The sequence below is a fragment of the Bacillus sp. 196mf genome (genome assembly GCF_003217275.1).
Lineage (GTDB): Bacteria > Bacillota > Bacilli > Bacillales > Bacillaceae_G > Bacillus_A > Bacillus_A thuringiensis_S.
Genome location: NZ_QJTG01000003.1, coordinates 17,467 through 40,237 on the forward strand (window position 1 = coordinate 17,467; position 22,771 = coordinate 40,237).

The window sequence follows — 22,771 nt, forward strand, 5'->3', positions numbered from 1 at the left end:
TTGGTATTAGATTTCTGTTAAAATTATTGGTTCGCCGCGCGTTACGACAACGGTATGTTCACATTGTGCAACAAGACTTTTATCAGGTGTAACGAATGTCCAGCCGTCGTCACCACGTTCAATAATATGATCAGCTTTCATAGAGATGAACGGTTCTACAGCGATAACAAGACCGTCTTTTAGAAGCGCATTATCCATTGGATCATAGTAACTTAAAATGTGATTTGGTGCTTCATGTAAGCTAAGACCAATGCCGTGACCAGTTAAGTTTTGAATAACATTGTATCCACTTTTATGTGCGAAGTTTGAAACAGCACGACCAATTTGATTTTGTTTTGAGCCAGCTCTAACCTTTTTCATTGCTGCCCAAAATGCATCAACTGCTGCTTGGCAAAGCTTTTCTTTTGCTTCGTCTTCTCCAAGAACAAATGAGATACCTGTATCTGCATAATAGCCATCAAGTGCAGCAGATACATCGACGTTTACTAAGTCGCCTTCTTTTAATACGCGATCTCCTGGAATACCATGAGCAACTTCCTCATTTACACTAATGCAAGTTACACCTGGGAAATCATATTCTTTTTCAGGTGCAGAAATAGCACCATGCTCATCTAATACTTTTTTACCGATCAAATCAAGCTCTTTCGTTGTCATACCTGGCTTCGCTTGTTTTTTCATTTCTTCACGTGCAAGCGCAACGATGCGGCCGATTTTTCGTAAGCCTTCTAAATCTTGTTCATTACGAATAATCATGAAAACCACTGTCCTTCCTCGAATATATATCTTATCCGATTGTATCATGTTTATTTTCGTCCTGCTACTCGCTTGCGGTATGCAGCTTGATTCCTCTCATAAAGAATACATGACAATTGTCATATCGATGTCATGACGCATCATACTGTTTCCTAAGTTTTCCAAGTAATACAATGTAAATATAAGAAACAGCGGGGGTGGAGAGATGGAAAAGATTATTGAAGTAAATGGTGTTTCTAAAACATTTAAACATAAAAACGCAGTAAATAATGTTTCATTTCATGTAAATAAAGGGGAAATAGTAGCGTTACTTGGTCCGAATGGTGCGGGGAAAACAACGACGATGTCGATGATGCTTGGATTAAAGGACCCAACAGAAGGTAAGGTCTTTATATTTGGAAAGAGTCCAAAGCATAGAGATGTTCGTAATAGCCTCGGTGCGATGCTGCAAGAAGTAAGTGTCATTGATAGTATTACAGTCGAAGAGGCAATTGAGTTGTTCCGTAGTTATTATACGAATCCGGTAGAGAAAGCAACGTTATTACAGCTATCAAATTTAGAATCGGAGCGAAAGCAAAGATGTGAGAAATTATCAGGTGGGCAAAAAAGAAGGTTAAACTTTGCGCTTGCACTTGCGGGAAATCCGGATTTGTTATTTTTAGATGAGCCGACAGTCGGAATGGATATTACGTCTCGAAGAACGTTTTGGGAAACGATTCGAAAGTTAGCAAGTGAAGGGAAAACGATTATTTTAACGACGCATTATTTAGAAGAAGCAGATGCTTTAGCAAATCGTATCTTATTATTTGCGAACGGAAAGATTATCTCAGATGGTACACCAGACGAAATGAAAGCAACGATTTCGAGAAAAACAATCACATTTTACTCAAAGGAAAGCATTCCTACAAAATTACTAAAGGAATTACCAAATGTAATAGAAGTAAAGTCAAACGAAGGCCGCTTCATTTTAACAACGGAGGATACGGATGCAACTTTAAAAGCCATTTATCAAAGGAGTTTACCTGTAACAGATGTTTCAGTTGAACGTGGAAGCCTTGATGAGGCATTTGAACAGTTTGTCGCAAATCAGAAGGAGGAAATCGCATGAGAGCGTTATGGATGCAGTGCAAAATAGAAATTTTACGTACATTCCGCAATAAATTATTTATCTTTTTCTCAATATTAATGCCTGTTATGTTTTACTACATTTTTACAAATGTTGTTCAAGTACCACAAAACGGAGATGCGTGGAAAGCACATTATTTAATTTCGATGGCAACTTTCAGTATTGTAGGGACTGCACTCTTTAGTTTCGGTGTGAGACTTTCTCAGGAAAAAGGGCAAGGATGGACACATCTTTTAAAAATTACACCGCTTCCAGAGGGAGCATATTTAACAGCGAAAATTATCGCTCAAACAGTAGTAAATGCTTTTTCAATATTAGTTATCTTTATTGCAGGGATATTGATTAATCATGTTGAGTTAACGGTAGGGCAATGGATTGGTGCGGGGTTATGGTTATTGTTAGGGGTAACACCATTTTTAGCGTTAGGAACAGTAATAGGTTCCATTAAGAAGGCGGACGCAGCTGCTGGCTTAGCAAATATCTTAAATATGAGTTTAGCTATAGTTGGTGGGTTATGGATGCCGATTGAAGTATTCCCAAAAATATTAAGAACGATTGGTGAATGGACACCAACATACCACTTCGGAAGCGGTGCGTGGGATATTGTAGCTGGAAAATCAATTGGATGGGAAAATATCGCGGTATTAGGAGGTTATTTCCTTATATTTGTTGTAGTATCAATATATATAAGAAAAAGACAGGAAGCGGTATAAATGATAGAGAAGAAGAGGATTGAGATTTTTCCGAAACATATGGGATTCTTCCCGTATATGTGGTTTGTTTATCTATTATTTCCAATTTATCACTTAGCGCAGGCATCAGGATGGAAGCTTGTAATAGGAAGCGGTATGTTGATAATTTTTATCGTCACATACCGTCAGCTTTATTTTGTTCAGAGGACGTTTGTTTTTTGGGCGTGTATTCAAATGGTACTCATCTTTTTATTTGCTTTATTTTATAATCCTTTTATGATATTTTTTGGCTTTTTCACAGCAAGTGCGATGGGATTTGCGCCAAATAAGAAAGTATTTCGAGTGCTGTTATGTTCGTTAGTTATCATGCTTGGAGCATTTTTATTTGTAAATATGAATCAACTAACAACTACAAGTTTAGTAAATATCGTTCCGATGTTTATTTTAATGCTTCTTACGCCATTTGGTATGCGCAATTTTAATCAGAAAAAAATGTTAAAGAACCAACTGAATGAAGCAAACGAGCAAATTAAAGACTTAGTAAAACGTGAAGAACGGCAGCGGATTGCAAGAGATCTTCATGACACATTAGGACATACGTTATCTCTTATTACTTTGAAAAGCCAGCTTGTAGAGAAGTTAATTGTGAAAAATCCGGAGCGTGCAAGTGTGGAAGCGAAGGAAATTACACAAACGTCTCGTACAGCCTTAAAACAGCTGAGAGAATTAATTTCTGATATGCGTATGATTACGGTAGAAGAAGAGCTAGAGCAAATAAAAGCGATCTTACAAGCAGCTAATATTGAATTAGAAGTGAGGCAAGAAGCCAGATCGAGCTCGTTATCACCAATTGAACAAAATATTGTCGGGATGTGTTTACGTGAGGCTGTTACGAATGTTGTAAAACATAGCAAGGCAACGCGATGCGCAGTTTCTGTATTAGAATCGCAAGGTGAGCTGATTTTGAAAGTAAAAGATAACGGAATCGGTTTAACAGATCAAAATCATGATGGAAATGGTATCCGTGGCATGAAAGAACGAATTGCTCTTATTGATGGATTTGTTGAACTAGGTACAATCAATCCAGGGACGTTGTTAACAGTAAAAGTTCCAGTTGTAATTAGAACAGGAAAAGATGAGGTGAGGGCATGATTCGAATTATTATTGCAGAAGATCAACGGATGCTTCGTGGTGCATTAGGGGCCCTACTTGATCTAGAAGATGATATCGAAGTAATTGGGCAAGCGGCAAACGGGGAAGAGGCGCTAAAATTAATTAAATCGTTAAAACCGGATATAAGTATTATGGATATTGAAATGCCGATTCAAAGTGGATTAGATGTTGCTGAAGCGTTAAAAAAAGAAAAATCATTATGTAAAGTAATAATTTTAACAACATTTGCACGGCCAGGATATTTTGAAAGGGCAATGAAAGCTGGTGTGCACGGTTATTTATTAAAGGATAGCCCAAGTGAAGATTTAGCGGCAGCAATTCGTAATGTAATGAAGGGAAAGCGAGAGATCTCCCAAGATTTAATGTTCGGCCTATGGCAGGAGCAAAATCCGTTGTCAGATCGCGAAAAGGAAGTATTGTTGCTTGCGAAAGAAGGAAAGACGGCAAACGAAATTGCGAAGGCACTTTATCTTTCACCGGGTACAGTACGTAATTATATTTCTGAAGTATTAACGAAGCTCGACGCGAAAAATAGAATTGAGGCAATTACAATTGCGGAAGAAAAGGGTTGGATGTAAAAAGAAGGTTACCTATGAGAGGTGACCTTCTTTTTATACTTATTTTACTTCTATTACTTGATTTACTTTTTGTAATGACTTGTAACCATGTGCTTCAAATGCCTTTGCAAATTCATTTGATACGGCAGTGCCATATAGATCTTTTGCAGCTTGTACGATGTGAGATTGAAGTGATTCAAAGTCTTCAGCGGAAGTTGCGTAATTTTGCAATGCACGCATAACAACTTTACTTACTTTTTCATTACCTTGTTTTTGAACAGCAACACCGTTATATGTTTTACCTTCAGCTAATTGATATAATACGTGACTAATAATACCAGAATTTACGTGTGATTCTTGATTATTACCATCGTTATAGAAATCTTGTAAATTTGTATATAGTTTATGGCCGCCGTCACCAATTTCCCTTGGGATATCACGAATTGTTAGGCCACCTAATGTATCGCCCATAATCCAGTTTCCTTTATCTTTCTTTACGTAATATTCGATTTGTGTACCCCAGAAATCTGCTAATCCCTCGTTTAGTGCAGATGTTTCAGCGCTTGGATATCTCACGACTTTATTTTTCGTCGTGCCACTGAATACAGCATGTCCAAATTCATGAGCTGTTACATCAAGAGCTGATGTTAGTTTTCCGTCTAAACCATCACCAAATACCATTTGGTTCCAAGCAGGATGCCAAAATGCATTTACATAGTCTTCTTTTAAACCATCACTAACTTCAGTAGAATCAAAACCGTGTACACTAGCAACAACTTTTGAATCTTTATTGTCGTAACTTTTTAGATTATGTTCTTTCTTAAAGTAATCATAAATATCACTCATGTTCTTCATAGCGCCCGCGGCTTCTTTATCTGCAAAATTAGGAGTACTACTTGAAATTAGTGTCCCTGGATAACCAGCTTGACTATATCCCCCGAGGGAATCGGCGTAGTTTGCATTATAAATATAAATACCATTTCCGCGTGATAAATCGGCTAAATAAAATTTTCCATCAGTTCCTTTGGCAATATTGAAAGAGATGTTTTCTTGAAGTGCATTTTTCCCAGTTCCTTGCTCACTTGCAGGGGATAATCTAGGTGATGTTATTTGATTTATAGTCTTGTTCTCTTTGTTTTTTATGAATTTTTCTTGGAAAAGTACTTCGCCAGTTTTTAGATCAACGATAGCATTGCCGTTTATAATTTGTTCATTGTTTTCATAAGTAAATGTAATAACAGTTGCGAATGTATAATAGCCATCTTTTTTCTTATAAACAACGGTTTCGCTAGAGAATTCCGTCTCAGCTGCATCACTTGGAATTTGAACTATATCGCGTAATTTAGATTTCACTTCATTTTTCGACAAAAAATTTGTTATAGTAAGATTAGGTTGTTGATTTAAATTTTGAACAACTTTACCACTAACAGTTGTGATCACTCCATTTTTATCTACTTTTACAATGAGATCTTGGCCATATACTTTATAGTTTTTATATGTTTGTGCAAGGCGAACTTCGGTTTGATTTTCTTTGGTTTCTTTATTTGTAGGTTGGAAATCTACATTTTTTTCAGTAGTGACTTGTTCTTGTTGAGCTTTAGCCCCATTTACCTCACCTTTTAAATATTTTTTAGCAATATTTTCTTTCGTATCATTTTGAGGTTGTGTTAATTTCCCGATTGTTAAACCAGGCTGAGCGATTTCAACTTTTACTTCACTTTTGTCCAATTTTTGAGCATGAATAGCTTCTGTTGATAAAGGATAAAGAAGACCGAATGTAACGAAAGCACTGGCAAGTTTTCTATAATTCATCTATAACACTCCTAATCTATTATTATATGTGAGATGAATTGTATGAAAAATTTGCCGAATTTTATATATATTATGCATTATTTCATATCAAAAATTGTCGAATTCACATTATTGTAGTGGTATGACAACTTAAAAAATTAGATTGTTATAATGGGATGGTGAGTAAGTATGCAAGCAGAGAAATTAGGAAGTGAAATTAAGAAAATTAGAGTGTTGAGAGGATTAACACAAAAACAGTTATCCGAGAACATATGTCATCAATCGGAAGTAAGCAGAATTGAATCGGGTGCAGTATACCCAAGTATGGATATATTGCAAGGTATTGCAGCAAAATTACAAATTCCCATTATTCATTTTTATGAGGTACTCATTTATTCGGATATTGAAAGAAAAAAACAGTTTAAAGATCAAGTCATTATGCTTTGTAAGCAAAAAAGATATAAAGAAATTTATAATAAAGTATGGAATGAGCTGAAAAAGGAAGAATATCATCCTGAATTCCAGCAATTTCTTCAATGGCAATATTATGTAGCTGCTTACGTATTGAAAAAAGTCGATTACGAATATTGTATTTTAGAATTAAAGAAATTGCTCAATCAACAATTGACAGGAATAGATGTATATCAGAATCTTTATATTGAAAACGCAATTGCAAACATTTATGCTGAAAATGGCTATTTGAAGAAGGGTATTGATTTATTTGAACAAATATTAAAACAATTAGAGGCATTGCATGATAATGAAGAATTTGACGTAAAGGTAAGGTATAATCATGCAAAAGCATTATACTTAGATAATCGATATGAAGAATCACTTTATCAAGTAAATAAAGCGATTGAAATATCATGCCGAATTAATAGTATGGCATTAATTGGACAGCTATATTATCAAAGAGGTGAATGCCTAAGGAAGTTGGAGTATGAAGAGGCAGAGATTGAAGATGCATATAAGAAGGCAAGTTTCTTTTTTGATATATTAGAAATGCATGCATATAAAGAAGCGCTTGTAAATAAAATCAGCAGATAAACAACCTAAAAAGTGGATATGCATAATTGCATACAATGTGAATAAATTTTCATGATATATTAAAAGTAAAAAATGTGGGTGATGGAATATGAAGAAATTACTTATTGGTAGTTTATTAACGTTAGCAATGGCATGGGGTATTTCATTAGGTGATACAGCATTAGAGAAAAGTCAAATAATTTCTCATAATGATCAAGAGGTACAAGTAGCTGCAGATTTACCTTTTGAGTTTTAAAAAACAACCGCCTTATTTAGACGGTTGTTTTTTTATGGAGTAACATCCAAACGTCTTTACTAGAAACAGGTTTGCTAATAAAGAATCCTTGAATGTGATCACAATTTTGTTTATGTAAAAATTCCCATTCTTCTTCTGTTTCTACACCTTCTGCAATCACTTCTAAATTTAATTCTTTTGATAGTGTAATAATGGAAGAGACAATTGCTTCTTCTAAAGGACTAGTTGTAATTCCACAAATAAACTCTCGAGCAATTTTTAATGTGTTGATTGGATATTTTGTTAAATAAGCTAAAGAACTATAACCAGTTCCAAAGTCATCGATTGAAATTTGAATACCGAGATTTTGAAGTTGTTCTAGTTTTGCAACTACAGATTGATTTTGATTAATTGCGATGCTTTCCGTAATTTCAATATCTAGTGCTTCTGGTTTCAGTTCTGTTTCTTCCAACACCTTTGAAATAGTTGGGATTAAATCTGCATGGTTAAATTGAACAACAGATAAATTCACACCAACTTTTAAGTGAGAAAAACCTTGATTATGCCATCTTTTTGCCTCTAAACAGGCAGTACGTAAAATCCAATTACCAAGTTCAATAATAAAACCAGTTTCCTCTGCTAGGGGGATAAATTGGGCCGGAGATACGATACCGAGTTTTGGATGCTTCCAACGTATTAATGCTTCAAAACCGATAATTTGTTTTGTTTTTGTGCTTACTTGTGGCTGGTATTCAAGGGAAAATTCATTTTGTTGTAATGCTTTTGAAAGTTCACCTTCTAAGAATTGAATTTCATTTTGAGCGATACTCATTTCTTTTGAGAAGAAAACAAATCTGTTTTTTCCATTTGCTTTCGCACGGTACATAGCCATATCAGCATTTTTCATTAACTCATTTACATCAGTTCCATAATCAGGGTACATCGCAATTCCGATACTTGGTGTAATAGAGAGTTCTTCGCCTTGAATGAAGAATGGTTTGTTTAAAATAGTTAAAATCTGTTCAGCTATAAAAATTGCACTTTTTTCTGAGTACATTTCTGGTAATAGAATTGTAAACTCATCTCCACCTTGGCGAGCGACGACATCTTTTGAACGCAAGCAACCGCGTAATCTTTTTGCTACTTCAATTAATAATAAATCTCCGACGTCATGACCAAGTCTATCGTTAATTTTTTTAAATCGATCTAAATCAAGAAATATGACGGCGACATCATTGGCGTTAGTTTGAGCTGTATTTAAAATGGCTTTTAAATCTTTTTCGAACTTTCGACGATTTGGTAATCCAGTAAGTGCATCGTGAAAGGCTAAATGTTCTACTTGTTTTTGTTTTTCATATAAAGTGGTAATATCACGCGCTATCCCAAACATTCCGACCACTTCTTTGTTTATAAAAGTAGGGATAAGTGTAATATGGAGATAATAATAATAGCCTTCTTGTTCTTTTGTACGAACTTCTAACGTTTGTGGCCTACCTTCCTTTGTAATTTGTAAAGCCTTCTTTAGTAGTTCGTGGTCTTTTGAATCAATGAAGTGTACCAGAGAATAGCTTGCCACTTCGCAATAATAGGCAGTAAATAAGCTTTCGCATGCCTTATTAGATTGTTGAAAAATGCCATTCATATTTAAAGAGAAAACGGCATCGGGATGGTCCTCGAATAAAGATTTATAACGTTGTTCACTTTTTGATAATGCAAATGCACCTTCTTCAACTTCATCCTCTAGTTGTGTAGTCAACTGTTCATATGTATGGATTAGTGCTTGATTATCTTTCCACATGTAAAGTTGCCGCAAGAATAACAAAATAAGTGATAATACGAGACCGATTAACATGAACTTATCATCCCAAGGTTGAATGATAATAAAAGAAAAAGTAATAATTATACTAAAATAAGGTAGTATAAAACGTACATAATCGAATCGATAATATTTTGCTTTCGTTTCATGCTGCATTGGTTTATCTAAAATATATAGTATGGAAGAAAGTCCAATTAATAAAATAGAAGCAGTGTGTATTAAATAATTAATTTCAGCAGAAGTTTTCATCCCAAAATTCAATTGAAATAGATGAATATAACCGTATACGAGTATAATAGTGAAACCAATAATTAATGCGATTCTACTAGAAGAATATTGTTCTCTTCTATATAGGCTAATAACGGCGTAAATTACTAATGATTGTGCAATGAAATACCCAATTAAAATCCAAGTATCCTTTGTTAACATGCGGAAACTTGAAAGATCTAAGATAAAAGTTAAGGTGAAATAAATGTTCATAATAATAATAAAGATGCTATCGAATGAAAATTGCGAAAGCCCCTTAATAGAGTAATTCTTTATAAACTTTATAGCAAATCCAACAAAGAGCAAAATATATTGTATGATAAAAAAAGGCAATGCTTTATATGAAAATATAGATTGATCATGTATGGAAAGTGAACTAAGAAATAGGGTTATCTCCATAACTAATCCACATAGGCAAGTACATAGTAATAAAATCCAAAATAGTTTATCACTGCGTTTCATTTTCTTAATAGCTTTATATAAACAGTGGCAAGAAAAAAGTGCAGCGAAACAGAATAAGAAAAGAATCCCAATTTCCTTTATATGCGACTCATTTGGAATAAAGAGTATCCAAAGAGCAAATATAGATATGTATATTATGACAAATTGTACATACTTTTTTTGACTAATCATATTATGACTCCGTTTCAATAAAGTTGAATCTCGGGGGAATGCTAATTTAAATAATAGCATATAAAATAGGATGTTTTTTACTATAAAAATTACTTTTTTGAAAAAATGGTGCAAAGTTACAATTTACCACTGTAACTTTGCACCACTTATTCTTTTAATTCCTCTTATAGCAGAAAGTTCATCTATTAATTGGAATAGTGCTAAGTCTTTTTGTTTACTTTCAATCATAATATCGAAATTATGATTGTTTTTTTTTGCAACGTGTAAGAAGGGTTTGATAAACTCTAAATCGATATATTCAGCATGAGCCCTAAATTCTTTTTCCGATCTCGGAGAGGAAATGTGAACTTTAGGAGAGATATTTGTATGTGACCAAGTTTCAAAAATTGCAGGAAGCAACTCTTCTAGTGGTTCCTCGCAAAGATTGGCCATATGATGATGATAATCAAATACAAATGGGATATTTTCTTTTTGGCAAATTGATAAAGTTTCAGAAGTTGTATATGTTTTATCATCGTTTTCAAGAGTCATTTGTTTTTTTATATGTGCAGGAAGTTTTTTTATGTTTTCATGGAAGCGCTCAATTGCCTTTTCTTTATTTCCATAGGCTCCACCTACATGAATATTAATGTAAGAGGAATCTGCAATGCCTATAGCATCTAATACTTTATAATGATAAGTCATATCCGTAATAGCGTTAGTAGTAATATGTGGCTTGTCGCTTGTAAATAGCGTAAATTGATTTGGATGAAAACTTATTCGTAAATTGTGTTCTTTAATTAAAGCTCCTATTTTACGCCAAAGTGGTGTGAATACCCCAATATAGTCAAACTCGACTTCGGGATGTGTTGCAAGTGGGACGATTGAAGACGATAGGCGATATAGTGGGATTTCATGCGCTATATTGTAATGTAGGATACGTATTGTGTGCTCTAAATTTTGCCTTATAACATGGTACAGTTTGTCTTCTCGCTCTTGCTTGCTGAGTTTCTTAAAGCTTGTAAACGTCATTGTTTTGGCAGGAGAACAGTCCCAGAGTGCCATTGCATGTGAGACATATCCAAACCGCATAATCATATAAGATACACCTCTTTTATTCATTGTCTTTCCTATAAAAAGAAAGCAAGCATTGTTCCAATCCATTCCTTTCCTCTATCGATAAGAGAAGTTGGGTTTACATCGCTATAGGAAAGTATGGATGCATTCTTTAGGTCTTCATGGAATTTATTTTTTACTGTTTGAACGAAATGTTTACTATATAACAGGCAGTTTATTTCATGGTTAATATATAAACTTCTCATATCAAAGTTTGCTGTTCCGATATCACAAATATCATCATCCACTATAATAATTTTGGCGTGAAAAAAACCTTGTTGAAATGCATAAATATTGCAACCAGCCTGTATTAATTTTCGGCAGTACGGGAATTTTGCTTCTCGAACGAGAGGGTGATCAGCTTTTTCTGGAACAAGAATTGTGATTTGAACCCCTCTTTCTCTTGCTTTTAATAAGGCATTCATAATTTTTTTTCCAGGAATGAAATATGGTGTACCGATACAGATTTCTTTTTTTGCGCCGTTAATTAAATGTAAAAAAGTATGCTGTAAATAAGCACCATCAGTCGGAATAAATTGATGCAGTATGGTACCTAGGTTTTGTTTTGGAAAATAAAGAGAAGCATCCAATAAATTCTGTTTCGTATCATCAAACCAGTCATGCAAAAATTGCTTTTGTAAATCTTGAACCCCTTCTCCTGTAAGACGTAAATGATAGTCTCGCCATAATCCTAAATATTCATTATGCCCCAGATACTCTTCGCCGATATTAAATCCCCCGATATAGCCAATTTTCCCATCAATCACTGTAATTTTTCTATGGTTTCTTTGATTGGCAGAAAAGAAAAGCAGAGGAAATTTTACCTTATGACAAAATGAAAAAGATACACCATGTTTTCGGAGGGAGCGAATAGCTTCGTTTGATAAAGAATGGCTGCCAAATCGATCAAGTAAAAGTCGTACTTCAATTCCTTCCTGAGCCTTATCAATCAGCAAATTTAAAAATTTACGACTGATTTTATCGTTTTTTACAATGAAGAATAAAATATGAATGTGGTGCTGTGCTTGTTTTATATCAGTAAATAAAGCGTCATACAAATCTTTCCCGTATGTATAAAGGTGAAAATCACTTTGACGTAAAGGGAAAGTGCGAGAGCTTACCCGTTTTAAATGAAGAAATCTCCCGTATGAAAGATCAATTGTAATCCAAAGAGCAACGGATATTAACAAAAGAGATAAGTAGAGCATCAGTGAATTCCCTCCTTCGCATTCTTTTCACCTTCAGTGTGTTACAAATGATACGGGTAGCACGGCTGTTATTATAAATTTCATCAGATGATAGTATGTTGCACTGATTAAAGTTTCACTTTACCCCGCTTTAACGGGCAGTAAGCTTCTCACCTCAAAAACTGATGAATAAGTAGAAGTTAGTTTGGAAATCAACTGCCCGTAAAATCCCGATTGGTTCAACTAATAATCAGTGGGGGATGAACCACCCCTACTGATTAAAGTTTCACTTTATAGTTTCACCGAAATAAACAGCTTTATGAAAAAATGTGTTGTTCTATAACAAAAAACTGTTGACTGAATGCTCACTCATTATATAATGGGGATAGGGGATATAATTCAGAAAATTATATATTTTTGAAGATTCAAAAAAGAAAGAGGGCTTACAAAGAGAGGGGTAGCATAAAAATGAATAGCTTACTGATCATTAATTGGCTGGCTGCCATTGCTGTTATTGCTTATGCAGGATATTTGTTTGTATATCTTATACGGACGAGAATGGCCTACATACAATTAGGAAAAAAAATTGAATTTGACCGTCGTTTTAAAGAGCGTTGGGATCTCCTTAAGGTCAATGTTTTCGGTCAGAAAAAGCTGCTGAAAGATAAGAAAAGCGGCATCATTCACGTTATGTTCTTTTACGGATTTATTCTTGTCCAATTTGGAGCAATTGACTTCGTTTGGAAAGGACTCGCACCAGGATCACATCTTCCACTTGGACCACTATACCCTGCATTTACATTCTTCCAGGAAATTGTCACACTTGTTATTTTAATTGCAGTATTTTGGGCTTTTCATAGACGTTATGTAGAAAAGCTTGTTCGTTTAAAACGTAACTTCAAATCAGGTCTTGTTCTTATCTTTATCGGTGGCTTAATGATTTCTGTGCTACTTGGTAACGGTATGGGACTTATATGGCATGGCGAGGAGCTTTCATGGAGTGAACCAATCGCTTCTGCAATCGCTTACGTTTTTAGCGGGATAAATGAAACCGTAGCCATTTCAGTGTTCTATTTTTCTTGGTGGGTGCATTTACTAATTTTGTTAACGTTTTTAGTCTATGTTCCACAATCAAAACATGCGCATTTAATTGCGGGACCAGCTAATGTATTCTTCGGTCGTCTTTCAAACCCAGGGAAGCTTGAAAAGATTGATTTTGAAGATGAAACGCAAGAAACATTTGGTGTTGGTAAAATTGAAGACTTTAGACAAAATCAACTTATTGACTTATACGCTTGTGTAGAGTGTGGTCGTTGTACAAATATGTGTCCGGCAACAGGAACAGGAAAAATGTTATCGCCGATGGACTTAATTTTAAAACTTCGTGATCATTTAACTGATAAAGGAGCTGCGGTAACATCAAAAGCACCGTGGGTTCCAGTAGTTGCCTTTAATAATACACAAGGAAATCAGTTAGCGATGATGGCAGCTGGAAAAGGACAACAAGAATCAGCGGCTACAACTCTCGCTTACGATCCGAGTTTAATCGGAGATGTTATTACAGAAGAAGAGATTTGGGCATGTACAACGTGTCGTAACTGTGAAGATCAATGTCCAGTTATGAATGAGCATGTTGACAAAATTATTGATTTACGTCGATATCTCGTTTTAACAGAAGGAAAAATGGACGCGGAAGCACAACGCGCGATGACAAATATCGAGCGTCAAGGGAATCCGTGGGGTCTGAACCGTAAAGAGCGTGAAACATGGCGCCAAGGTGATGACGAAGTAACAGTTCCAACTGTAAAAGAAAAATCAAAAGCTGGGGAGGAATTCGAGTATTTATTCTGGGTTGGTTCAATGGGATCATACGACAATCGTAGTCAGAAGATTGCGATATCGTTTGCGAAGTTAATGAACGAAGCAGGCATTTCATTCGCAATTCTCGGTAATAAAGAAAAGAATTCTGGAGATACACCACGCCGCCTTGGAAATGAATTTGTATTCCAAGAGATGGCGACAAAGAATATCGAAGAATTTGAAAAGGCAGGAGTGAAGAAAATCGTTACGATTGATCCTCATGCTTATAACACATTTAAAAATGAGTATCCGGACTTTGGCTTGCAAGCAGAAGTCTATCATCATACAGAATTGTTAGCTCAGTGGGTGAAAGAAGGGCGCTTAAAGCCTGTTCACGCTATTGAAGAAACAGTTACGTACCATGATTCCTGTTATTTAGGAAGATACAACGAAGTGTACGAAGCGCCACGTGACATTTTGAAAGCGATTCCTGGAGTGAATCTTGTAGAAATGGCACGTAACCGTGAAACTGGAATGTGCTGTGGCGCAGGTGGTGGCTTAATGTGGATGGAAGAAACAACAGGTTCTCGTATTAACGTTGCTCGTACAGAACAAGCATTAGCTGTACAGCCATCCATTATCGGTACAGGTTGTCCATATTGCTTAACGATGATCAGTGATGGAACGAAAGCGAAAGAGGTAGAAGAGAAAGTTCAAACTCTTGATGTGACAGAGATTTTAGAACGATCTGTTATCGGACAGAAAAAAGAAGCGATGTAGTTTATAAGAATGTATACAACTTTAGAAAGAGGTGCAATGATTGCACCTCTTCTCAACGTAGGGATACCGAGCGAGCGCTCAGTGTTAAAAAAAGAAATGGGGGAAAGAAACATGAGTAAAACAGTTATTTTAAGTGCTGCAAGAACACCAGTTGGAAAATTTGGAGGATCTTTAAAAGATGTAAAAGCGACGGAACTTGGAGGAATTGCAATTAAAGCAGCGCTTGAAAGAGCAAATGTTGCGGCTAGTGATGTTGAAGAAGTTATATTTGGAACGGTTATTCAGGGGGGACAGGGGCAAATTCCATCGCGTCAAGCTGCAAGGGCTGCTGGAATCCCTTGGGAAGTGCAGACGGAAACAGTGAATAAAGTTTGTGCATCAGGACTTCGTGCGGTTACGTTAGCGGATCAAATTATTCGTACTGGCGATCAATCACTGATTGTAGCTGGCGGTATGGAGTCGATGAGTAACACTCCTTACATTTTACGCGGAGCAAGATGGGGATACAGAATGGGCAACAACGAAGTTATTGATTTAAACGTTGCTGACGGTTTAACATGCGCATTTTCAGGTACACACATGGGTGTTTATGGCGGAGAAGTTGCGAAGGAAGATGGAATTTCTCGCGAAGCGCAAGATGAATGGGCATATCGTAGCCATCAGCGTGCGGTTTCAGCGCATAAAGAAGGACGTTTTGAAGAGGAAATCGTACCAGTAACAATCCCGCAAAGAAAAGGTGATCCTATTGTTGTTGCAAAGGATGAGGCGCCACGTGAAGATACAACGATTGAAAAGTTAGCAAAGTTAAAACCTGTATTTGATAAGACAGCGGCAGTGACAGCTGGTAATGCGCCAGGACTAAACGATGGTGGTGCCGCACTTGTGTTAATGAGCGAAGACAGAGCGAAGCAAGAAGGAAGAAAGCCATTAGCGACAATTTTGGCGCATACAGCAATTGCAGTGGAATCTAAAGATTTCCCAAGAACGCCAGGTTATGCAATTAACGCATTGCTTGAAAAAACAGGCAAGACAATTGAAGACATCGATTTATTCGAGATTAATGAAGCATTTGCAGCGGTAGCAATTGCAAGTACAGAAATCGCAGGAATTGATCCAGAAAAATTGAATGTAAATGGCGGCGCGGTAGCGATGGGCCATCCAATTGGAGCAAGCGGAGCACGCATTATCGTTACGCTAATCCATGCACTTAAGCAGCGCGGCGGCGGAATTGGAATTGCATCGATTTGTAGCGGTGGCGGTCAAGGGGACGCAGTGATGATTGAAGTTCACTAATTAAAGTTCGAGGGTATAAAATTTATTAACAATTAAGGGGGAAGAAAAAATGGGTGTACAAAACATTGTTGTAATTGGTGCAGGGCAAATGGGATCAGGAATTGCACAAGTATGTGCAATGGCAGGATATGACGTGAAGGTACAAGATTTAAAACAAGAGCAATTAGATAGAGGATTGGCTATCATTACGAAAAACTTAGCGCGCCAAGTAGAAAAAGGACGCATGAAGGAAGAAGAGAAGGAAGCGACATTAAATCGTCTTACAGTAACGCTTGATTTAGATTGTGTGAAAGAAGCGGATCTTATTATTGAAGCAGCTGTTGAGAAAATGGATATTAAAAAGAAAATCTTTGCGAATCTAGATGAAATTGCTCCAGAACACGCAATTTTAGCGACAAATACGTCATCTCTGCCAATTACAGAAATTGCAGCGGTAACGAAGCGTCCGGAAAAAGTAATCGGCATGCACTTTATGAATCCAGTTCCAGTTATGAAGCTTGTTGAGATTATTCGTGGTTTGGCTACAGATGATGCAGTATATGAAGCAATTGAAGATATTACGAAAAAAATTGGGAAAGTGCCAGTTGAAGTAAATGATTTCCCAGGTTTTGTATCAAACCGCATTTTGCTACCGATGATTAACGAAGCAATTTATACGTTATACGAAGGTGTAGCGACGAAAGAAGCAATTGATGAGGTCATGAAGCTTGGTATGAACCATCCGATGGGGCCTTTGACACTCGCTGATTTTATCGGTTTAGATACGTGTTTATACATTATGGAAGTGTTGCATGAAGGATTAGGAGATAGTAAATATCGCCCATGTCCGTTATTACGTAAGTATGTAAATGCAGGATGGTTAGGGCGTAAAACAGGTCGTGGATTCTACGTTTACGAATAAATGCCCCTTTTGTTACAAAATAGTGGTCTTACCAAATTATTTAAAGGATATATAGCAAATGGAGGCGGAATATATGAACTTTCGTTTTAATGAAGAGCAGCAAATGATGAGGAAAATGGTTCGGGATTTTGCACAGAAGGAAATTGCTCCCTTTGTTCCTAGTATGGAACAAGGGGTGTTCCCGAAAGAGATTTTGCAAAAGATGGGTGAGCTTGGATTAATGGGTATTCCAGCGCTTGCAAAATACGGCGGGGCAGAAATGGATTTTATTTCTTATATTCTAGCCATTGAGGAAATCTCAAAGGTAAGTGCAACAGTTGGTGTAATTTTAGCTGTACATACGTCAGTTGGAATGAATCCGATTTTATATTTCGGAACAGAAGAACAGAAGAAAAAATATGTTTCTAAACTTGCAACCGGGGAATATTTAGGCGCATTTGCTTTAACAGAGCCAAATGCAGGATCAGATGCAGGGAGTTTGAAATCAAGAGCTGTCAAAAAAGGCAATCATTATATTATTAATGGATCGAAAGTGTTTATTACAAATGGTGGTGAAGCAAGTACATACATTGTATTCGCTTCTACAAATCCAGAGGCAGGGAAAAGTGGTATTTCTGCATTTATAGTAGAGAAAGATACACCTGGTTTAATCATCGGAAAAGATGAACATAAGATGGGGCTCCTCGGTTCTCGTACAGTACAACTTACTTTTGAAGATATGAAAGTGCCAGCGGAGAATTTACTTGGGGAAGAAGGACAAGGATTCAAGGTGGCGATGGCGAATTTAGATGTTGGGCGAATTGGAATCGGTGCACAGGCGTTAGGAATTGCTGAAGCGGCGCTTGCATGTGCGATTGATTATGCAAAAGAACGAGAACAATTTGGGAAACCAATTGCGGCGCAGCAAGGGATTGGCTTCAAGCTTGCAGATATGGCAACAAGTGTCGAAGCAGCAAGGTTACTCGTATATAGAGCGGCGTCTCTTAGGGCACAAGGATTACCATGCGGTAAAGAAGCATCTATTGCGAAATTATTTGCTTCTAAGACAGCGGTTGAAGTCGCGATTGAGGCGGTGCAAGTATTTGGTGGTTACGGTTATACGAAAGAATATCCAGTAGAACGATTTTTCCGTGATGCGAAGATCACGCAAATATATGAAGGAACAAGTGAAATACAGAAACTTGTTATTAGCCGTGCTTTATAAAAGGGCGAGGGGGAGACGGAGATGCATTTTAAACTATCAGAAGAACATGAAATGATAAGAAAAATGGTTCGAGATTTTGCTAAAAATGAAGTAGCACCAACAGCAGCTGAGCGTGATGAGGAAGAGCGATTTGATCGAGAGTTATTTGATCAAATGGCAGAGCTTGGTTTAACCGGTATTCCATGGCCTGAAGAGTACGGCGGAATTGGAAGCGATTACTTAGCTTACGTAATTGCGATTGAAGAATTATCTCGAGTTTGTGCTTCAACAGGTGTAACACTATCTGCGCATACTTCACTTGCGGGATGGCCAATTTTTAAATTTGGGACAGAAGAACAAAAGCAAAAGTTTTTACGACCGATGGCTGAAGGGAAGAAAATTGGTGCATACGGCTTAACGGAGCCAGGATCTGGATCGGATGCTGGTGGAATGAAGACAATCGCAAAAAGAGATGGCGACCATTATATTTTAAATGGATCAAAAATTTTCATTACAAATGGCGGTATTGCTGATATTTATGTTGTTTTTGCGCTAACTGATCCTGAATCGAAGCAGCGCGGTACGAGTGCATTTATTGTAGAAAGTGATACACCGGGATTTTCAGTTGGGAAGAAGGAGAGCAAGCTAGGGATTCGCTCTTCACCAACGACTGAAATTATGTTTGAAGATTGCCGTATTCCGGTAGAGAATCTACTTGGAGAAGAGGGGCAAGGATTTAAAGTTGCGATGCAAACATTAGATGGAGGTCGTAACGGTATTGCGGCGCAAGCTGTTGGTATTGCACAAGGGGCTTTAGATGCTTCTGTAGAATATGCAAGGGAGCGCCATCAATTTGGAAAACCAATTGCGGCGCAGCAAGGGATTGGCTTTAAACTTGCGGATATGGCAACAGATGTAGAAGCGGCACGCCTTTTAACATATCAAGCGGCTTGGCTTGAATCAGAAGGGCTTCCGTATGGAAAAGAATCAGCGATGTCAAAAGTATTTGCAGGGGATACAGCGATGAAGGTGACGACTGAAGCGGTGCAAGTATTTGGTGGTTACGGTTATACGAAAGATTATCCAGTAGAGCGTTATATGCGAGATGCAAAGATTACACAAATATACGAAGGAACACAAGAGATTCAGAGGCTTGTAATTTCTCGTATGTTAACGAAGTAGGGACGAAAGCGTAGGTATTTTCCTACGCTTTTTCCTTCCAAAAAATAATAGAGAGAGGTGAAGGGAATGGTTAAACATAATGTACATGCATCGGTGAAAGATGAAAAATTAGTTGCGTTAAGACGTGAACAAATGATTAAAGGTGCGGTGCAACTGTTTAAACAAAAAGGATTTCCGCGTACAACAACGAGAGAAATTGCAAAAGCGGCTGGATTTAGTATAGGGACACTTTATGAGTACATTCGTACAAAAGATGATGTGTTGTATTTAGTTTGTGATAGTATATATGAACATGTAAAAGAACGATTAGAGGAAGTAGTGTGTACAGAAAAAGGGAGTATAGAAAGTTTAAAGATAGCAATAACGAATTACTTTAAAGTGATGGACGAATTGCAGGAAGAAGTATTGATAATGTATCAAGAGGTACGCTTTTTACCAAAAGAATCACTTCCGTATGTATTAGAAAAGGAGTTTCAAATGGTAGGAATGTTCGAGAATATTTTAGAACAGTGTACGGAAAATGGAACATTTACATTAAATAAAAAAGAAATACAGCTTCTTGCCCATAATATTTTTATACAAGGACAGATGTGGGGATTTAGACGCTGGGCGCTGCAAAAACTGTATACGCTCGAAGAATATACAGAAATGCAAATTAGGTATGTATTGCAAGGGGCCCATATGCTTCCGAAATAAGGGACAGACAAATTATTAATTTTATTACCATATAAAAGTTTCCCGTTTTTTTTTGTAGCATATTTGTGCGACTTTTGTTTATAATGAATAGTATGGATTTTTTTAAGCAGGCCGTTATATATAAGGTTATATTTGATGAAAGGAAGTGCCGCATAAGTGGATTTTAAGCAATATTCACCAGAAGAGCTAAAAGAATGTTCAATGATTGAAGTTGTACATAGCGTTTTAGGGGATAAAAAACAAGCAACGACATTCAACGAGTTGGTTCAAGAAATCGCTCAAGTGCTGGGACTATCTCAAGAGCAAGTTAATGCGAAACTCGCACAATTTTATACAGACTTAAACATCGATGGACGTTTCATTAATTTAGGAGAAAATCGTTGGGGACTACGCAGCTGGTACCCATATGAGCAAATTGATGAAGAAATCTTACCGCAGCCAAAACCGAAGAAGAAACGTAAAGTTGAGGAAGACGGTTTTGACGACTACATTGAAGAAGATGAAGATGACTTTGACGATGCAGACGGAAATGCAGACGACGAAGATGATGTAGAAGATTTGGACAAGGTTCTTGAAGATGAAGACGGAGATGACGACGATCTTGATGATTTAGAAGAAGATGAAGACGACGACTTCGCTGAAGAAGAACTTGAGTATGATGAAACTGAAGAAGAAGAAGAGGAAGAACTGTAGTTCTTGACTTTTCATTATCGTCCATGTAGAATCATTTTTGGGCTCTTTAAAAAAGGACGATAATACTTTTAAAGTGTAAATATAAAAGAAAATTGCTCCCTACTTATTACTTTATGTGATGAGGGGAGCAATTTTCTTTTTTGTTTTTTGTTTAGAAAATAAAAAGAGTCTAACAATAAGATGGATACAGTGTTATCTACATACGTTGCGCTTTGCAACGGTGATTATATAACAGCAAAATAGAAGGGAGCTTTTTCATGACTAAGTATATTTTTGTAACAGGCGGTGTAGTATCGTCTTTAGGAAAAGGTATTACAGCAGCATCTCTTGGAAGACTTTTAAAAAATCGTGGTTTAAACGTAACGATTCAAAAGTTTGATCCATACATTAACGTAGACCCAGGGACTATGAGCCCATATCAACACGGTGAGGTATTCGTAACAGATGATGGCGCAGAAACTGACTTAGACCTTGGTCACTATGAGCGTTTTATCGACATTAACTTAAACAAATACAGCAACGTAACAACAGGTAAAATTTACTCTTCAGTTCTTCAAAAAGAGCGTCGCGGTGAATATTTAGGAGGAACGGTTCAAGTTATTCCTCACATCACTAACGAAATTAAAGAACGCGTATATCGTTCTGGTCGTGAAACAAATGCGGATGTTGTTATTACAGAAATCGGTGGAACTGTTGGTGACATCGAGTCTCTACCATTCTTAGAAGCAATCCGTCAAATTAAGAGCGACATCGGTCGTGACAATGTAATGTACATTCACTGTACGTTAATCCCGTACTTAAAAGCAGCGGGTGAAATGAAAACAAAACCAACGCAACATAGTGTTAAAGAACTTCGTAGCTTAGGTATTCAACCAAACATTATCGTTGTTCGTACAGAAATGCCTGTTTCTCAAGATATGAAAGACAAGCTTGCATTATTCTGTGATATCGATACAAAAGCAGTTATCGAAGCTCGCGATGCAGATACTTTATATGCGGTTCCATTATCTCTTCAAGAACAAAACATGGACCAAATCGTTTGTGATCACTTAAAATTAGACAATCCAGCTGCAGATATGACAGAGTGGACTGCGCTAGTTAACAAAGTACGTAATCTTTCTAAGAAAACAAAAATCGCTCTTGTTGGTAAATATGTAGAACTTCAAGATGCATATATTTCTGTTGTAGAAGCACTTCGTCATGCTGGTTACTCATTCGACACAGATGTAGAAGTAAAATGGGTAAATGCTGAGCACGTAACAGCAGAAAATGTACAAGAATTAGTAGGAGACACAGATGGTATCCTTGTACCAGGTGGCTTCGGCGATCGTGGTGTAGAAGGTAAAATCGTTGCGATTCAATATGCTCGTGAAAACAAAGTTCCATTCTTAGGAATTTGCTTAGGTATGCAACTTGCATCAATCGAATTCGCACGTAATGTATTAGGTTTAGAAGGTGCTAACTCTTCTGAGATCAATCCTGATACGCCATATGCAATCATTGACTTATTACCAGAACAAAAAGATGTAGAGGACTTAGGTGGTACACTTCGTCTTGGTCTATACCCATGTAAGCTTGCTGAAGAAACAAATGCTTACAATGCTTATAATGAGCCGGTTGTATATGAGCGTCATCGTCATCGTTATGAGTTCAACAATCAGTTCCGTCCGGATATGGAAAAAGAAGGATTTGTATTCTCTGGTACAAGCCCAGACGGCCGTCTAGTTGAAATCATTGAATTAAAAGACCACCCTTGGTTCGTGGCAGCACAGTTCCACCCAGAACTTGTTTCTCGTCCAAACCGTCCACAACCATTGTTCCATGACTTCGTAAGAGCTTCTATTACGAATAAAGAGAGCAAGTAATAAAAAAAGCGCCTGAAATAAGGCGCT

General features: G+C 36.9%; 19 protein-coding genes. 14 read left to right on the forward strand and 5 right to left on the reverse strand.

Annotation, left to right across the window (positions count from 1 at the left end):
- Positions 1–6 precede the first annotated feature (6 nt).
- Complete coding sequence (gene map, locus ATL10_RS06755; RefSeq protein WP_003313889.1) at positions 7–801, reverse strand: type I methionyl aminopeptidase; 795 nt, start codon at positions 799–801, stop codon at positions 7–9.
- 157 nt (positions 802–958) lie between these two features.
- Here map and ATL10_RS06760 point away from each other — a divergent pair, with 157 nt between their 5' ends.
- Genes ATL10_RS06760 through ATL10_RS06775 form a run of 4 tightly spaced genes read left to right on the forward strand, consistent with a single transcriptional unit; the run spans position 959 to position 4,322 of the window.
- The gene (locus ATL10_RS06760) at positions 959–1,861 is read left to right on the forward strand and encodes an ABC transporter ATP-binding protein (protein ID WP_097924450.1); all 903 of its coding nucleotides are present in this window, start codon (positions 959–961) and stop codon (positions 1,859–1,861) included.
- Positions 1,858–2,592, forward strand: a complete 735-nt coding sequence (locus tag ATL10_RS06765; protein ID WP_097924452.1) for an ABC transporter permease — start codon at positions 1,858–1,860, stop codon at positions 2,590–2,592. The genes ATL10_RS06760 and ATL10_RS06765 overlap by 4 nt, the downstream gene beginning before the upstream one ends.
- A complete protein-coding gene (locus ATL10_RS06770) occupies positions 2,593–3,723 on the forward strand; it encodes a sensor histidine kinase (RefSeq protein ID WP_097924454.1) in 1,131 nt (376 codons plus the stop codon).
- On the forward strand, positions 3,720–4,322 hold the full coding sequence (locus ATL10_RS06775) for a response regulator transcription factor (protein ID WP_097924456.1): 603 nt from the start codon (positions 3,720–3,722) through the stop codon (positions 4,320–4,322). Before ATL10_RS06770 ends, ATL10_RS06775 begins: the two co-directional genes overlap by 4 nt.
- A gap of 39 nt (positions 4,323–4,361) precedes the next feature.
- On the opposite strand, the gene ATL10_RS06780 is transcribed toward ATL10_RS06775, so the two are convergent.
- Positions 4,362–6,113 carry a M4 family metallopeptidase gene (locus ATL10_RS06780; RefSeq protein WP_090978295.1) on the reverse strand — a complete coding sequence of 584 codons (1,752 nt, stop codon included), beginning with the start codon at positions 6,111–6,113 and terminating at the stop codon, positions 4,362–4,364.
- Positions 6,114–6,281: 168 nt separating this feature from the next.
- Here ATL10_RS06780 and ATL10_RS06785 point away from each other — a divergent pair, with 168 nt between their 5' ends.
- A complete protein-coding gene (locus tag ATL10_RS06785; protein ID WP_090978293.1) occupies positions 6,282–7,139 on the forward strand; it encodes a helix-turn-helix domain-containing protein in 858 nt (285 codons plus the stop codon).
- Between the two features lie 88 nt (positions 7,140–7,227).
- A complete protein-coding gene (locus tag ATL10_RS06790) occupies positions 7,228–7,374 on the forward strand; it encodes a quorum-sensing peptide PapR (protein ID WP_016079631.1) in 147 nt (48 codons plus the stop codon).
- 16 nt (positions 7,375–7,390) lie between these two features.
- On the opposite strand, the gene ATL10_RS06795 is transcribed toward ATL10_RS06790, so the two are convergent.
- From ATL10_RS06795 to cls, 3 genes are all read right to left on the reverse strand, one after another.
- Positions 7,391–10,069, reverse strand: coding sequence for a DUF4084 domain-containing protein (locus tag ATL10_RS06795; protein ID WP_110496628.1), 2,679 nt, complete (start codon positions 10,067–10,069; stop codon positions 7,391–7,393).
- A gap of 123 nt (positions 10,070–10,192) precedes the next feature.
- Positions 10,193–11,146, reverse strand: coding sequence for a UV DNA damage repair endonuclease UvsE (uvsE, locus tag ATL10_RS06800; RefSeq protein WP_100910598.1), 954 nt, complete (start codon positions 11,144–11,146; stop codon positions 10,193–10,195).
- A 32-nt stretch (positions 11,147–11,178) separates the two neighbouring features.
- Positions 11,179–12,372, reverse strand: coding sequence for a cardiolipin synthase (cls, locus tag ATL10_RS06805; protein ID WP_110496630.1), 1,194 nt, complete (start codon positions 12,370–12,372; stop codon positions 11,179–11,181).
- Positions 12,373–12,819: 447 nt separating this feature from the next.
- Here cls and ATL10_RS06810 point away from each other — a divergent pair, with 447 nt between their 5' ends.
- The 8 genes from ATL10_RS06810 to pyrG all read left to right on the forward strand — a co-directional run bounded on the left by ATL10_RS06810 (position 12,820) and on the right by pyrG (position 22,744).
- Positions 12,820–14,931, forward strand: a complete 2,112-nt coding sequence (locus tag ATL10_RS06810) for a (Fe-S)-binding protein (RefSeq protein ID WP_001086772.1) — start codon at positions 12,820–12,822, stop codon at positions 14,929–14,931.
- Between the two features lie 9 nt (positions 14,932–14,940).
- Positions 14,941–16,224, forward strand: a complete 1,284-nt coding sequence (locus ATL10_RS06815) for an acetyl-CoA C-acetyltransferase (protein WP_110496632.1) — start codon at positions 14,941–14,943, stop codon at positions 16,222–16,224.
- 49 nt (positions 16,225–16,273) lie between these two features.
- Positions 16,274–17,125: a 3-hydroxybutyryl-CoA dehydrogenase gene (locus ATL10_RS06820; RefSeq protein ID WP_000538874.1), complete on the forward strand. Its 852-nt coding sequence runs from the start codon at positions 16,274–16,276 to the stop codon at positions 17,123–17,125.
- Between the two features lie 73 nt (positions 17,126–17,198).
- Positions 17,199–18,329, forward strand: a complete 1,131-nt coding sequence (locus ATL10_RS06825) for an acyl-CoA dehydrogenase (protein WP_110496634.1) — start codon at positions 17,199–17,201, stop codon at positions 18,327–18,329.
- A gap of 21 nt (positions 18,330–18,350) precedes the next feature.
- Positions 18,351–19,490: an acyl-CoA dehydrogenase AcdA gene (gene acdA / locus ATL10_RS06830; RefSeq protein ID WP_000545543.1), complete on the forward strand. Its 1,140-nt coding sequence runs from the start codon at positions 18,351–18,353 to the stop codon at positions 19,488–19,490.
- A 66-nt stretch (positions 19,491–19,556) separates the two neighbouring features.
- Positions 19,557–20,186 (forward strand): TetR/AcrR family transcriptional regulator, encoded by a 630-nt coding sequence (locus tag ATL10_RS06835; protein ID WP_000238599.1) that lies wholly within the window; start codon positions 19,557–19,559, stop codon positions 20,184–20,186.
- 156 nt (positions 20,187–20,342) lie between these two features.
- The gene (gene rpoE, locus ATL10_RS06840) at positions 20,343–20,879 is read left to right on the forward strand and encodes a DNA-directed RNA polymerase subunit delta (protein ID WP_069356559.1); all 537 of its coding nucleotides are present in this window, start codon (positions 20,343–20,345) and stop codon (positions 20,877–20,879) included.
- A 257-nt stretch (positions 20,880–21,136) separates the two neighbouring features.
- Positions 21,137–22,744 carry a CTP synthase gene (gene pyrG, locus ATL10_RS06845; protein WP_000170461.1) on the forward strand — a complete coding sequence of 536 codons (1,608 nt, stop codon included), beginning with the start codon at positions 21,137–21,139 and terminating at the stop codon, positions 22,742–22,744.
- The last annotated feature ends 27 nt before the right edge of the window (positions 22,745–22,771 follow it).